Source organism: Nostoc sp. ChiSLP03a, assembly GCF_034531215.2.
Lineage (GTDB): Bacteria > Cyanobacteriota > Cyanobacteriia > Cyanobacteriales > Nostocaceae > Nostoc.
Genome location: NZ_JAVRBQ020000029.1, coordinates 55,721 through 69,683, shown reverse-complemented (window position 1 = coordinate 69,683; position 13,963 = coordinate 55,721). Strand labels below are relative to the sequence as shown.

The window sequence follows — 13,963 nt, the reverse complement described above, 5'->3', positions numbered from 1 at the left end:
AGCTATCATAGCTACTGGAGTAGAACGGACATGTTCTACTCTTTCAAGGTATTATGCAATTTTAAAGCTTATTTAGATTAGCACCACAAACTTTTGGTGCGCAAAAATGGCAAGATACGATACTAAACAAAGTTTAATCAATTACAGTTCCACGATTTGTCAATGGCAGCAGAAACCAATGAAAACCATCTACTAATTATTGAAGACGATCAAGGTCGCAAAGAATTTTCTCTGGAGCACCCCGTCTACTCTATTGGTAGAGACCGCGAATGTAATATCCGTTTGATGTCGCAGTTTGTCTCCCGCCGCCATGCCACATTAGTGAGATTGCCACGAGAGCATAATAGTCATAGCTACTATTACCGGATTGTAGATGGCGATGCCAAAGGTAAGCCTAGTTCCAATGGTTTGATGATTAATGGACGTAAAATACCAGCCCACGATCTCAGAAATGAAGACGAGATCGTTTTTGGGCCTCAAGTACGTGCCATTTATTACCTTTTAAGAAACACTCAGCGTTTAGGACAAACGGATTCGAGCGAGTACGACATTACACTAATAAACCCCGGTATGGCCGAGGATTTAGAGGATTAAGAGAGTGAATTATAACTACCAATCACAGTCTGATGCTTCCACGGCTTCAAACCGTGGAAGTATCAATTCAATCACCAAAACTATCCTGCAATACTTTCAATCAAATGCCAATGGCGGCTACTTTCAATAGCTTGCTTGATTAACTCAAACATTTGTCGGCAGTAATTATCTAGGTGAATTGGTAGTTCTTCATTTTTAATCACAATACTCATCCGAGTTTCTGTTTCAGTAGATTTTGATTTGTCAATCAGTACTTCTACTGTTATTAATTTAGGAAAAGGAACATTTCCAGGAACCTCACGACCGATAATATATTCGGCTGTGTGATACTGAATATCCAACTGACAGTCCTGTAGAAGTTCTACAAGTAACGGCACCAGATGGTCACTAGGAACAGAAATAATAAATGAACAGGTATAGCGAGCCATAATAGCCCCAAGCCTTGCAACACTCCGTCCATCCTATAATACCGAAGTATCTAAATATAAAGTCATTAAAAAATCAAAGTTTTTGAGAGCAGGTATTACCAGATATACAGTCAATCAAGAGGCAGTTCTTGCTGGGGGCAGGAGGTAAACGTCATAAATAATTTAGGCGTTCCGAGAGCGTCAGCTAAATAGGGTTTCAATAAGGACGCAGTGTTTTTTGTGGCACTTTTCGCTCGAAATATATACTTTGTTCTTTCTTCTCTAAGATAGGCTTCGCGAACATAAATAAATTTACTCGATCTAGAAGAAAGTGGTAGAGGGCAAAAAATGTGTTTTCTTCCTCTTGCCTCCTGCCTCCTGCCTTCTTTGGTAAGCTGAAAGTTTGATCGAAAACTTTACAATAAAGGTTTGGCTGAGGTAGAAAATGAAAGTCGCAATTACTGGAGCAACAGGATTTGTCGGTAGTCGTTTGGTACAACGATTACACAAAGAAGGTCATAAGATAGTAGCATTAACTCGGAATACTGCTTTTGCTCAAAAGGTTTTTCCATCTGAGGCTTTCCCTAATGTAGAAATTGTTGCCCATACACCAAATGCATCTGGTTCTTGGCAAAGTGTCATTGCTAGTTGTGATGGCGTAGTTAATTTGGCAGGAGAACCTATTGGTGAAGGACGTTGGACACCAGAACGGAAACAAGAAATTTTCAATAGCCGAAAATTAGGTACACAAAAAATAGTTGAAGCAATAGCCAAGGCGAACCCTAAACCATCTGTGTTAATTAACGCTTCGGCTATTGGCTACTACGGCACCAGTGAAACTGCTACCTTTGATGAAACCAGCCTATCTGGTAACGATTTTCTTGCCCAAGTCTGCCAAGCCTGGGAAGCTGAAGCGAGAAAAGTAAAAGATGCTGGTGTGCGACTAGTAATTCTGCGTTTTGGAATTGTCCTCGGCAATGGTGGTGCTTTAGGTAAAATGATTCCGCCTTTCAAACTCTTTGCTGGCGGGCCTATTGGCAGTGGTCGGCAGTGGTTCTCGTGGATTCACGTAGACGATTTAGTTAACCTGATTTTGCAAGCTTTAACTAAACCGGAAATAGAAGGCGTATATAATGCCACTGCCCCTAACCCAGTTAGGATGGCAGATTTAAGCCAAACTTTGGGACAAGTGATGAATCGCCCTTCTTGGTTGCCTGTTCCTGCTTTTGCGATCGAAGCTCTTTTAGGAGACGGGGCAATAGTAGTTTTAGAAGGTCAACAAGTTATCCCAAAACGCACTGTGCAAACAGGCTTTGAGTACAAATATCCTAATTTGCAATCGGCATTAACACAAATTCTTAATTAAAAGGGAGTGGGGAGTGGGGAGTGGGGAGTGGGGAGTGGGGACTGGGGACAAGGGCACAGGGGCAAAGAGGCTTAGGGGAAAGACTTACTGCAACTTCCTTCCCCTCTGCTCCCCTGCTTTTTTCCAGTCCCCAGTCCGTAATCCCCAGTACCCAGTTCCTTGACTATTGACTAGAGAGAAATTTTTTGGAAACCCAACTGATAATACCGCTGAGAATTGCACCGCCCATGAGAATGCCAATTGCGGGGTTAAACAAGGGTTGCCACAGTTGATGCCACAAATCTAAACCCAGGTTTACTCCAGCGGCATCACCGATCGCTGCGATCGCTAACCAGCCAAAGCCAAATAAAACCAAAAAAACATCGGCGACTAAAACTATGTTTAGCCAATTTAACAATTTATCTTTCATGATTGGATTAGGTACTGGGCATTGGGCATTGGGCATTGGGCATTGGGCATTGGGCATTGGGCATTGGGCATTGGGAATTGAGCATTGGGAATTGGGAAGAGACAACTTAGAGAGTTACTTCAATAAATTCTTTTTTCTCCTCGTTGTCCCTAACCTCCAGTTTCCAGTTCCCAGTCCCCATCCTCTACTTTTCAAACAGCCAACTTTTGACTTTTGCTAAACTTTGCCAATCTGGTTTTCTACTTAAACCGTCCTCAATACTATTTTTTATTTCATCACTCCATTCTTCGTTGACAAAAATCAACTGTTGTGCCACGTCTATATGTTCCCGCAAGCCTTTTTGCTTTGTTTCCAGCATTGCTAAGGCGAGATTAATTCTAGCTTGGGGATCTTGTGGATTTAACTTGACTGCCTTCTGTCCGGCTTTGTAAGCCAAATTGGGTTTGTTATCGAGTAGATACAACCACGCTAAACAAACCCAAGCTGCACTAGTTTTAGGAGCGCGATCGCACACTTCTTTAAATACAGGGATTAAAGATTCTGCTGATTCTCCTGCTTTATAGCGTTCTAAACCTGTATCAAACAGGGATTCAACTGTATTAGTCATTGGTCATTGGTCATTAGTCATTAGTCATTGGTCATTGGTCATCGGCCATTGGTCATTTGCAAAAGACAAATGACAAAGGACAAATGACAACTGACAATATTACACCCCAAATGACTTGCCGCAACCACAAGTTTGATTAGCATTGGGGTTAGTGAATTGGAAACCACCGCCAATCATGGCATCGCTGTAATCGAGCATTAAACCGTAGAGATATAACAAACTCTTGCGATCGCTGACAATTTTGAAGCCATCATAATCAAAAACTTCATCATGAGGGGTTATTTTGCTGGTATCTTCAAAGTCCATCATGTAAGACATCCCAGAACACCCACCCTGACGCACTCCTACCCGTAAGCACAAGTCTGTGCCTTGCTTGTCCCGGAGGGATTTTACCTGGTGCAATGCGGCTTCGCTCAACAGAATTCCACGTTGTTGAGCTTCAATTGCTTGTGTCATCTGCTTTTCAACTCCTTAATTAGTATAAGCGTTACCCTATATCGGCTTGTAATGCTTCTGGGTTGCTCTTGGTGTTTTTGTATTCATTCTAGCGGCTTAGATGTTGCTAGATACCAAATTGTAAACACTCCGTCAAAAGTAGCCAAAGATTTTTATTCTAGAATTGAGAGACTCAATGTGTTTATACATTCGGTATTCTTAAAATTCCAGCCTTACGGCAGCAACAGAAGCAACCACCCTTCAGGTGCAGCCATAAAAATTTAATCCGAGGCTAGCTAGCCCCCAAAGTTTACTTCCAAATTGCTTCTTTTGATTCTATGACAAGTTTTAATCGCTCTACCAGTCGCCGGTTGAAGAAATTAACTCAAATTCCTTCTGTATGGGAGGGCGATCGCCGTCCGTTGTCATCACCAAACCAGCTGTCAGACTCAGAGGCAAAGGGAGAATGCATTCTTTGGGTAGATTACTCCCAAGGTGTTGTTCGAGGAATGGACGTGGTAGCTTCTGATACCGGACCAGAAGCAATAGTTCGCACCTTAATGCAAGCAATGGAGCATCCCCAGAGTCCGGCAAGACCTGCTAGACCCCAAAGAATTGTAGTCAAAGACCGCGAGATCCAATTTTACCTGCGGGGAGTGCTGCAAGATTTGGATATCGCCATTGACTACGCAGCAGAACTACCTTTAATTGACGAACTATTTCGGGGATTCGCCGACATCCTCGATAGTCAAACCCCCGATTTACCTCCACAGTATGCGCAAATCTTGCGAGAGAAAGCATTTGCAATTTGGCAAGCAGCACCTTGGGAATTTTTGCAAGAACAGCAAATTTTGTCAATCGAGATTAATAGGTGGGATGTAGGCACACTCTACGCCTCAGTTATGGGAATGCTGGGAATGGAGTATGGGATTTTGTTTTATCGCTCAGAAGACTCTTTAAAACAGTTTCGCGCCGCAGTTTTAACGGATGAAGAATCAACAGAGCATCTAGAAGAAGCGTTCCTTAAGCAAGATTGCCTGTTTCTCACTTTTGAGAGCGTTGACGAAACCGATGAAGATGACGATGAAGAAGATGATTTGGCGGATCTGCCATTATCAGAAATTGACCCTACTTTTGGTAATATCCACCCCTTAGAAGGACTACGGTCTGTTTTGTATGACGAAGAAGCATTGGTAATCTTGGTTGCGATCGAAAGCCTGAGCCGCTTTATTCGCGATCACCGTCGCCAACTTCATGAGGACATTTTCCCAACTCTAAGCCGTCGCTATCGCATTTCTCTACCGCAGTCGGAAGAATCAACTAAATCTGTGGCTGTGACAGTCTCTACCATGCCGCAGTTAGCAGCAGAATTAGAGGAAATGGCAGGCTTTGGTATTGATGACGAGGAGATTAACAACCTTGATTTCCAATCATTGCGAGATGACTTGATACCAGAAGATTCCTTCCTCAGCTTAGGTGTAGTGTCTTGGGAAATGTTGGAGTTTCTGCGAAAGGGGGTCAGCTACCACCAGGCTAGTGAAATCGAACCAGTGGGTGACGGTTTGCCGGTGATTTTAATTCAAACTTCTCGGCCCAAGGCGAAGACTGTAATTGAAAGGATTGAAGCAGCAGGCGGACTGAAAGCAATTTGCTTCAATCCAGGTGCCGATCCTTTTGATGGCGATCGCTACGACCTGGGTTTATTGCAAACTCAAAATGGCGAATTGTTCCTATTCGGTGAATTTTTAGATGAAGATCCGATTCATGTCGAAGCCCGAAAAAAATGGAATCAGCGGTGTAAAAATACTAAGGGCTACTGTGGCTTAATCATTGCCAAAGGACTAACGGGAGCCTCCCGTGGCAATCCTCAGTTAAAAGATATGATGGCTTTGTTTGAAGGGCGATCGCTTTCACCTAAAGATTTAGGTATTGGCACTCTCCAACTTATGCCCCAACTGAAATTTGAATAATTACATGAATTGCCGCAATCCTCAATCTCAAATTATCGGTATGAGAAATTAAGTTGATGTGTATTTGATTGATTAAAACTGCATTTGAGAGGAATAAAAGGGAAGGCTTTGCCTTTTATAGCAACAGTCAAAAAGGTTAGGACATTAACAGATGATAAAATTTAGACACAAAAAGGCTTTTCACCCAGTCCCCAGTCCCTAGTCCCCAGTCCCTTGCTATAACGTTTACCCCTGTTCTCTTTACCAACGGAGTGTTGATTCACCAGTCCTGAGTACTGTCTTACCCTATAGCAAAACGTGCGGATGAAAGTAAGGGCGCATCATTGACAGCAGATTTCAAGGAAAGTGAGTTACACAAGCTAAGTCTGTTACCTAAATATCAAGCGTGTTTTACTGCTTAATTCAGAATTTTGAATTAAGCAGTAACTGTTTCAGGCAAGTAAAAAGGACTCAGGATTTTCACTTTTGTATATACCCCAATACAATTCAGAATGAGCAACAAAACCCAGATGTGGACAGGCGTTTTATCGCGTCTTGAAAGACCAACTGTCTACACCAATAACTTTTAACTAAATCGTATTGGTATATAACCCATCCCTGGTAGCTAGTCTGTCAAGTAGAGGCAGAGTATTTCCGGTTCTACTCAGTCTTCGCGATCTGCGTACTTATCAGCGTGCGGCACTTTTTCATGAATATTCATGTATATGTCAATACGAATACGCGACCAATCTTGAGAAGCTAACTTTACCTAAATTTCATGAAGTACCTATATTTTCATAGTTTTCTAATTATTTGATCTCAGATTTCTAAGTATAAATAACTACAAAAGCCTAAAATTTTATCTCCAAAGACTGCTTGAATCAAACCTAACCAATACATTGAGATACTGGAATCTTTTTTTTAACAAGTTTTTGAGTTTAGCCTCCTGTTATATATCAATATCATTAAGCAAAAGTTCAGATAATATGTTTTTCTTTGTAATTTTTTTATAAAGGAGAAAAAATAGCTTTGCTAGTGTCTAAATGAAGATTATTTAAAGCGCGTAAATAATAGCTATAATAAACACACTGCCGAAAAAATTAAAATATACGATTGTTTTTACGGGTATACTTACCAGATAAAAATAGTTGTGACAAAAATTTTCTTTGCAGGAATTTATATCTTGGCTTAGATATGAGGAAAGATTTTTATGTCAAACTTCTAACGCCCTACTTGGCTAAAAAGGATTTATATAACCTCTAGATAAATGAAGACGAAAAATCGTAAAAATATTGCTGGTTTCAAAGCAAGCTATATCGCTAGAAAGAAGATAAAAAAGATGCAATGCTTTATAGCATTCTGACGATGATTTATTGTAAAAATATGAAGCAAAACTAAAATATTATCGGCAACAGTCAAATAACATCACATATATTCTGGATGAATTCGTCTGTGTAAAATTACAGATGTTACTGTCAAAATTACCAAGATAATTGGCAATTTTGACTCAGTAGACTGAGCGTTGTCCCTTTTTTTCGGGCTACTATGTTGGCAATGAAAAGCAATCAGCTTGATCGAAGTAAGCCAAAATTGATAACAGTTCAAGTAGCTCTTAAGTTCTTGGTTACAGTCTGGTTAGATGTAGGTGTTTGTTTTAAGGCGATCGCTTATTTGTCTACTTTCTAAGTCCCTATTAACGCTCTACACACACCACTTCAAACCTCCTGTAAATCAGCATTTCAGCATCATAATGATTCTGAAGCTTTATTTTTTGATGTTCTAGCAGATATTCTCTCCAACTGGGTTTGACGAACTTAGTTAAGAGAGAAGGTCAAATGCTTTCAATGGAGAATAACTTTGGAAATCTTCATTGAGTTAACAGTAGGTATCTAGAATTCCTTTATAAAATTTCATTGTTAGGGTTTACTCATGCTGTTAGTGGGGTTATTATCTTCAAAAGCAACGATGTGCTATTTATGCTGTCACAATAGTAACAAATAAAGTGTAGTATTTTGATTTTTTTAGAAAATGATCGATCCTTTGACAAAACAAACATTCTTAATATTAATGGTATTACTTGTTTCGTGAGACAAACTCTGATAACCTTATCGGTTCCCTCTTTAATTTAGACCCTTTCGACCATCTAAATATACAGCAGATAGCATGATAATGACAAATAAAAAATGGGCAGTTAAACGCATAACAGTTAATCTTGCAACGCAGGAAGCGGAAAAACTAGAAAAATATTGCCAACAAACAGGTAGACCTGCAACTGATGTGATTCGTGAACTGATTAGAAGTTTGCCTATCTCCGACGACGGTAAAGATGGAAACAACTAAGAAGTGACTTTCACAACTTATCCAGAAAACTGCTTTGCCACCAAAAAATATCTCTGATACTTTTGAGAGTCCGCTACTATGGACAAAAGTTTGTCTAGATGATACAGACGCGTTTTTATCGCGTCTGGTCATTTACCGGGACTAAAAGAAGTAATCAAAGAGTTTTTAGTATCGATATTGGCAAGTATTAATATGCTGCTGGAGTTGATATTAAGTAGCAAATTCCGACACCAACCCAGTTACAATCTGTAAAGAAACTGAAAAGGAACGACGGAATGCGTGTTGCAATCGTAGGTGCGGGACTGGCTGGGCTAGCAACCGCAGTGGATCTAGCTGATGCTGGTTGTGAAATAGAGATTTTTGAATCTCGTCCGTTTGTCGGCGGTAAAGTTGGCAGTTGGGTTGATGGAGATGGCAACCATCTAGAAATGGGGTTGCATGTATTTTTCGGGTGCTACTACCAACTATTTGACTTAATGAAAAAAGTGGGGGTGTTAGAAAACTTACGCCTCAAGGAACATACCCACACTTTTATCAATAAAGGGGGGCGCACTGGTGCTTTGGATTTTCGCTTTCTTACAGGTGCGCCTTTCAATGGGTTAAAGGCATTTTTTACTACTTCCCAACTATCGTTGCAGGATAAATTGCAAAATGCGATCGCTTTGGGTACTAGTCCGGTAGTTCGCGGATTAGTAGACTTTAATGGGGCGATGAAAACTATCCGCAATTTAGATAAAGTTAGCTTTGCCGATTGGTTTCGCAGTCATGGTGGGAGTAATGGCAGCATCAAGCGGATGTGGAACCCCATTGCCTACGCATTGGGATTTATTGATTGCGAAAATATGTCTGCCCGTTGTATGTTAACCATATTCCAGCTATTTGCAGTTAGAACTGAAGCTTCAGTTTTGCGAATGCTGGAAGGTTCTCCAGCTGAATATTTACACAAACCGATTCTGGAATATTTGGAAGCTAGAGGCACCAAAGTTTACACGCGCCGACAAGTTCGAGAAATTAAGTTTACTGAGTCAGCCGAACAAACCCGTGTAACTGGTATAGTAGTTGCCCAAGGTGATGCAGTAGAAACGATCGCAGCTGATGCTTACGTTTTTGCCTGTGATGTTCCAGGAATTCAACGCATCCTACCCCAGGAGTGGCGTAAGTGGTCAGAATTTGACAATATTTACAAACTGGATGCAGTGCCAGTGGCTACAGTGCAGTTACGCTTTGACGGTTGGGTAACAGAACTGAACGATCGAGAGCAACGCAAACAGTTAAATCAGGCGGCTGGAATCGATAATTTACTTTACACAGCCGATGCTGACTTTTCTTGTTTTGCCGATTTAGCGTTGACTAGCCCTGCTGATTATTATCGCCCAGGACAGGGGTCTTTATTACAGTTAGTGCTGACACCGGGAGATCCGTTTATTGCCCAAAGTAATGAAGCGATCGCACAACATGTTCTCAAGCAAGTCCATGAACTGTTTCCCTCGTCGCGGGAGCTAAATATGACTTGGTACAGTGTTGTAAAGCTTGCTCAGTCTCTTTACCGAGAAGCGCCAGGGATGGATGCGTACCGTCCCAACCAAAAAACACCAGTAGATAATTTCTTCCTTGCCGGGAGTTATACTCAGCAAGACTACATCGACAGCATGGAAGGTGCTACTATTTCTGGACGGCGTGCGGCAAAAGTGATTTTGGAGAGTTTGAAGAAATAACGTAGACACCCAGTGGCTTGCCGCAGGCTACTTCAAAGAGTGCAAAGAACGCGATCGCAAAGCATCTCGTAGAGAAGGAAAAAGAGAAATGCCAGACTGGTTAGAGCATACTGTGCAGGTAGAAGTAGAGGCTCCCATAGATTTAGTATGGAGCCTCTGGTCTGATTTAGAGCAAATGCCCCGGTGGATGAAGTGGATTGATTCAGTGAAAATTCCGCCAGATAATCCAGATATATCTCTTTGGAAATTAAAGACGGGCAGTCTAGAATTTAATTGGCAATCCCGAATTCTCAAAGTTATTCCCAACCAAATTATTCAATGGGAATCGGTTGATGGTTTGCCAAATCAGGGAGCAATTCGCTTTTACGATCGCCACAATAGTAGTATTGTGAAAATGACTATTTCCTATGCTATCCCCGGCATTCTTGGCAAAATTATGGATAACTTATTTTTGGGACGGATAGTTGAATCAACGATTCAAGCTGATTTGGAAAGGTTTAAAGAATATGCACTGAATGTTAAAGCTAATTGATATAGATAGCAAAAATAGGCAGTAGGAAACAATGTGTAAAAGTTTCTTACTGCCTGAAAGAAACTAAGATTTTAAGCTCCGTATTATTTGCTCTGCTAGAGAAGTAGGGTCAATCTGAACTCCAAGTATAGTATTACAAGAATTACACAAGTACCCAACAATGTCATGAGTTGTAGGACTCTCTGCTTTTAAAGAACAAAATTTTACAGAACTAATTGACTTTTTACAGTTAGGGCATTGTCCAGAATGAAACATTTATCCTCCTAATTTATCAATTTAGTTTTGCCCACCCTCAGCACTTTTATATATGCTGAGGGTAAATTGCTTACCGTTTACCTTTACCCTCTAATTTCTTGTCAGAATCAGAGGGGAGCTTGGAATCATCAGCCTTAACATAGGTAATCAAGGCAGCAGGCATAACTGTTTGTACATAGGGAAAACGACAGTCTTCCTGTACAACAGCAAAGCCAAACCCAATACCACCCACGAGGACAGCAGCAAGCTGACAGTTATTCAGTTTATTCACTATAGTTAACCTTTATTTATTAATAATCAATAAAGCTGAGTAAGTCCCAGCCAAAAAAAATATAACATGAGTTCAGCCACCAAAATAACAGTGAGATTACGTAAAAATACTATTTTAATCTCAATAAAAGGCGATCGCACAAATTGTGCAGCATTAGTTACCACCTACTCAATTGCGTTAATGCACTCTACTTACTGTTGGTTCTGGAAGTGCATCACCTACAGCTTTGTAAGCAATAATTAGAGACTCTAAAGCTTGAATTCCATTTGCCACAGCTAACTTGTAAGTATCCCCATGAGTCCGCCAGCGTTGTCCTGGAAAATCAGGGAATGCTACTAAAAAGCAATCATCTTCCTCAGACCATTGAATAAGCATTTGGTATTTAAGTTTACTCATCTTGTTTCTTTTCCTCTACTTCCTCATCTGATATTTTGAACTTAGAGGATTAAAAAACTACCAAGTTGGGTCGCTAAACAAATTAATCGTCAATTCCTCGCGTGGCGGTACTCCGTTAATACAAGCGCGAACGATCTCTCCATCCTCTAATTCGACGGTGCAAGCGTGACAAGACCCCATCAGACAACCGGTGGGAATAAATACCCCAGCCCGGTCTGCTACATCTAAGAGGGCTTCTCCCACTTCGGCATCTACTGTGACATCATCTGGTAAAAAACGGACACGAACAATCATTAATATTACGCATTTAATAGAGTTGTCATTTGTCAGTTGTCATTTGTCCTTTGCAAATGACCAATGACATTTCAAGGAATTTTAGCTTAAGACAAAAACAGACTTAAGTCTAAATGGCTTTCAATTTCAATGGCTAGAGAGTCCAAAATTTGCTCTCGCTGTTCTCGGTAGTTAGCAACACCGGTAGGCAAAGATTTTAAACCTCGTTGTTGACGGAGGCGATTTAACCAAGCCCGTCGCCAAGGCCCATTGTCAAAAAGCCCGTGGAGGTAACTTCCCCACACCGATTGACAACTATCTACTAACCCTAAATTAATATCGTCAAATAGGGCATGGTACGATTGAATATCTATGCCTTGCTGTTCGATACGCGATCGCCCTTGATGGATTTCAAAGCCATTAACTGGCAAGCCTTGTTGGGGATAATTTGAGCTAACTTGGCGCTGACGGGCGATTTTTTGTCCTGTAATCACAGTTCTGATTGGTAAAAGATTTAACCCTTGAAATCTGCCAGCTTGTCCCTCTATCCCTTCTGGGTCAGCGATGATTTGACCGAGCATTTGATAGCCACCGCAGATACCTAAAACCGTTCCCCCAGAAGCAGCGTAGTTTTGGATCGCTTCTGCCATACCGCTTTTTTGCAGCAGTAGCAAATCAGCAATTGTGGTCTTTGTACCTGGGATAATTACTGCATCAGGATGTCCTAAATCTTGCTTAGGACTTAAGTACTTAATTGAAACTGTACTTTCTGATTCCAGTGGGTCAAAGTCGGTGAAATTGGCAATTCTTGGTAAGCGGATGACGGCAATAGTGAGGTCAGTTTGGGCTTTATTTGTAGACGATTGACGTTCTAGCAGGTCAAGAGAATCCTCTGCTGGAAACATTTCTTGCAAGTAGGGTATAACACCGATAACGGGGATACCTGTGCGTTCTTCTAACCATTTTATCCCCGGATCTAAGAGCGATCGCTGCCCTCGAAACTTATTAATTACTATACCTTTAATTAAAGCGCGTTCATCTGGTTCCAATAACTCTAAGGTGCCAACGACATGGGCAAAAGCACCACCTCGGTCAATATCAACTACTAATATGGTTGGTGCATTTAAATGTTTTGCTACACGCATATTAGTTAAGTCGCGGTGCTTGAGGTTAATTTCCGCAGGGCTACCGGCACCTTCACAAACCACCATGTCAAATTCTGTTCCTAAATGCTGTAGCGATTCTTCAATTGTCCGCCACCCCAGTTCAAAATATTGCTCGTAGTAATCTGAGGCACTGACTTTACCTACAGACCTACCTTTAATAATTACTTGAGAAGTCATATCCCCTTGAGGTTTGAGTAAAATTGGGTTCATTTCTACCCAAGGCACGACTCCCGCAGCCCAAGCTTGCACTGCTTGAGCATAGCCAATTTCTCCACCACTGGCGGTGACATAAGCATTTAAAGCCATGTTTTGACCTTTAAAGGGAGCCACTCGCCAACCACGCCGTGACAGAATGCGACAAATAGCTGTAGTTAAAAGTGATTTCCCTGCATGGGATGTTGTCCCCACTACCATAATTGATTTCATAGTTGCTATCACTTAGTTTTTCAAGATACAGAGTTAATTTTTAGGAGCGAACAACAAGGGAGCAGGGAAAGTGGAAAAGCGGGGGAGCAGGGGGCAGGGGAAAAGGTTAAAGGTTAAAGGGAAAAGGAATAAATTTAATCTTTCCCCTTTTCCCCTTACCCCATGCCCAATGCCCCATGCCCAATGCCCAATGCCCAATGCCCAATGCCCAATGCCCAATGCCCAATGCCCAATGCCCAATGCCCAATGCCCAATGCCCACTATAACCATCACAAATTGCAGTTGGATGGTTATGGTAAAGACTTCATGAATAGATATGATGTTTCCGTATATATTGTTCCCTTTGATTCCCTAATCCTAACTCTTAGGTTTTTATTCTAAAAAGGTATCCGTAACCAACGAATCACAGCATCATAGAAACGATCGCGCCATGAAGGAGTACGCCAATTTTTCCCTTGGTATTGTTCTACTAACTGGCGTCCCAAGGGAGTGAGACGAAAACTATCTGTAATTCCCTGACCATCAACTTCTCGGCGCAATACACCTACTTGAATCAACCAGCCCAAAGCGTCATCACAAGCTAATTCTGATAAAGGGCGTTTAGTATAGCCCTGCTTGAGTCCATTTTCCAGAGCGATCGCAGTTAATGATACACTCTGGTGGCTCATCACTTCAAATAAAGATACATTAAAAGGCGAACACACTAGCGATCGTTCGGCTCTTTCTACTGTACTTTGAGGATAGACAAAAATATTTGGGTTTTGGGAATCAACAGCAGCCATTGTGTATTGGTAGAAATTTTTCTTCTAACAAAGATTAATT

Annotated in this window: 15 protein-coding genes; 6 read left to right on the top strand and 9 right to left on the bottom strand. The window is 41.3% G+C overall.

Features of this window, described 5'->3' with window-relative positions:
* Window positions 1-156 precede the first annotated feature (156 nt).
* A complete protein-coding gene (locus RMY32_RS03995; protein WP_409882195.1) occupies window positions 157-594 on the top strand; it encodes an FHA domain-containing protein in 438 nt (145 codons plus the stop codon).
* Window positions 595-674: 80 nt separating this feature from the next.
* On the opposite strand, the gene RMY32_RS03990 is transcribed toward RMY32_RS03995, so the two are convergent.
* On the bottom strand, window positions 675-1,022 hold the full coding sequence (locus RMY32_RS03990) for a hypothetical protein (protein ID WP_322693640.1): 348 nt from the start codon (window positions 1,020-1,022) through the stop codon (window positions 675-677).
* Window positions 1,023-1,446: 424 nt separating this feature from the next.
* On the opposite strand from RMY32_RS03990, the gene RMY32_RS03985 reads away from it, so the two are divergent.
* Complete coding sequence (locus tag RMY32_RS03985) at window positions 1,447-2,367, top strand: TIGR01777 family oxidoreductase (protein WP_322709019.1); 921 nt, start codon at window positions 1,447-1,449, stop codon at window positions 2,365-2,367.
* Between the two features lie 163 nt (window positions 2,368-2,530).
* Here RMY32_RS03985 and RMY32_RS03980 read toward each other — a convergent pair whose 3' ends face one another.
* From RMY32_RS03980 to RMY32_RS03970, 3 genes are all read right to left on the bottom strand, one after another.
* A complete protein-coding gene (locus RMY32_RS03980) occupies window positions 2,531-2,776 on the bottom strand; it encodes a hypothetical protein (RefSeq protein ID WP_322693642.1) in 246 nt (81 codons plus the stop codon).
* A 184-nt stretch (window positions 2,777-2,960) separates the two neighbouring features.
* On the bottom strand, window positions 2,961-3,383 hold the full coding sequence (locus RMY32_RS03975; protein ID WP_322693643.1) for a hypothetical protein: 423 nt from the start codon (window positions 3,381-3,383) through the stop codon (window positions 2,961-2,963).
* A 99-nt stretch (window positions 3,384-3,482) separates the two neighbouring features.
* Window positions 3,483-3,839: an iron-sulfur cluster assembly accessory protein gene (locus tag RMY32_RS03970; RefSeq protein WP_322665540.1), complete on the bottom strand. Its 357-nt coding sequence runs from the start codon at window positions 3,837-3,839 to the stop codon at window positions 3,483-3,485.
* A gap of 317 nt (window positions 3,840-4,156) precedes the next feature.
* Between RMY32_RS03970 and RMY32_RS03965 the strand changes: the two genes are divergently transcribed.
* The 4 genes from RMY32_RS03965 to RMY32_RS03950 all read left to right on the top strand — a co-directional run bounded on the left by RMY32_RS03965 (window position 4,157) and on the right by RMY32_RS03950 (window position 10,354).
* Entirely contained in the window at window positions 4,157-5,788 is a 1,632-nt protein-coding gene (locus tag RMY32_RS03965) for a DUF6930 domain-containing protein (protein ID WP_322709018.1), read from the top strand.
* A gap of 2,142 nt (window positions 5,789-7,930) precedes the next feature.
* Window positions 7,931-8,107, top strand: a complete 177-nt coding sequence (locus RMY32_RS03960; RefSeq protein ID WP_322693645.1) for a CopG family transcriptional regulator — start codon at window positions 7,931-7,933, stop codon at window positions 8,105-8,107.
* A gap of 275 nt (window positions 8,108-8,382) precedes the next feature.
* A complete protein-coding gene (gene zds / locus RMY32_RS03955; protein WP_322709017.1) occupies window positions 8,383-9,822 on the top strand; it encodes a 9,9'-di-cis-zeta-carotene desaturase in 1,440 nt (479 codons plus the stop codon).
* 88 nt (window positions 9,823-9,910) lie between these two features.
* Window positions 9,911-10,354: an SRPBCC family protein gene (locus RMY32_RS03950; RefSeq protein ID WP_292786899.1), complete on the top strand. Its 444-nt coding sequence runs from the start codon at window positions 9,911-9,913 to the stop codon at window positions 10,352-10,354.
* 325 nt (window positions 10,355-10,679) lie between these two features.
* On the opposite strand, the gene RMY32_RS03945 is transcribed toward RMY32_RS03950, so the two are convergent.
* From RMY32_RS03945 to RMY32_RS03925, 5 genes are all read right to left on the bottom strand, one after another.
* A complete protein-coding gene (locus tag RMY32_RS03945; RefSeq protein WP_322709016.1) occupies window positions 10,680-10,880 on the bottom strand; it encodes a hypothetical protein in 201 nt (66 codons plus the stop codon).
* A gap of 177 nt (window positions 10,881-11,057) precedes the next feature.
* Window positions 11,058-11,276 (bottom strand): type II toxin-antitoxin system HicB family antitoxin, encoded by a 219-nt coding sequence (locus tag RMY32_RS03940; protein ID WP_322709015.1) that lies wholly within the window; start codon window positions 11,274-11,276, stop codon window positions 11,058-11,060.
* Between the two features lie 57 nt (window positions 11,277-11,333).
* Window positions 11,334-11,570 (bottom strand): 2Fe-2S iron-sulfur cluster-binding protein, encoded by a 237-nt coding sequence (locus RMY32_RS03935; protein WP_322709014.1) that lies wholly within the window; start codon window positions 11,568-11,570, stop codon window positions 11,334-11,336.
* Between the two features lie 86 nt (window positions 11,571-11,656).
* Window positions 11,657-13,141 carry a cobyric acid synthase CobQ gene (gene cobQ / locus RMY32_RS03930; RefSeq protein WP_322709013.1) on the bottom strand — a complete coding sequence of 495 codons (1,485 nt, stop codon included), beginning with the start codon at window positions 13,139-13,141 and terminating at the stop codon, window positions 11,657-11,659.
* 377 nt (window positions 13,142-13,518) lie between these two features.
* Entirely contained in the window at window positions 13,519-13,923 is a 405-nt protein-coding gene (locus tag RMY32_RS03925) for an Npun_F0494 family protein (RefSeq protein ID WP_322693651.1), read from the bottom strand.
* Between the last annotated feature and the right edge of the window lie 40 nt (window positions 13,924-13,963).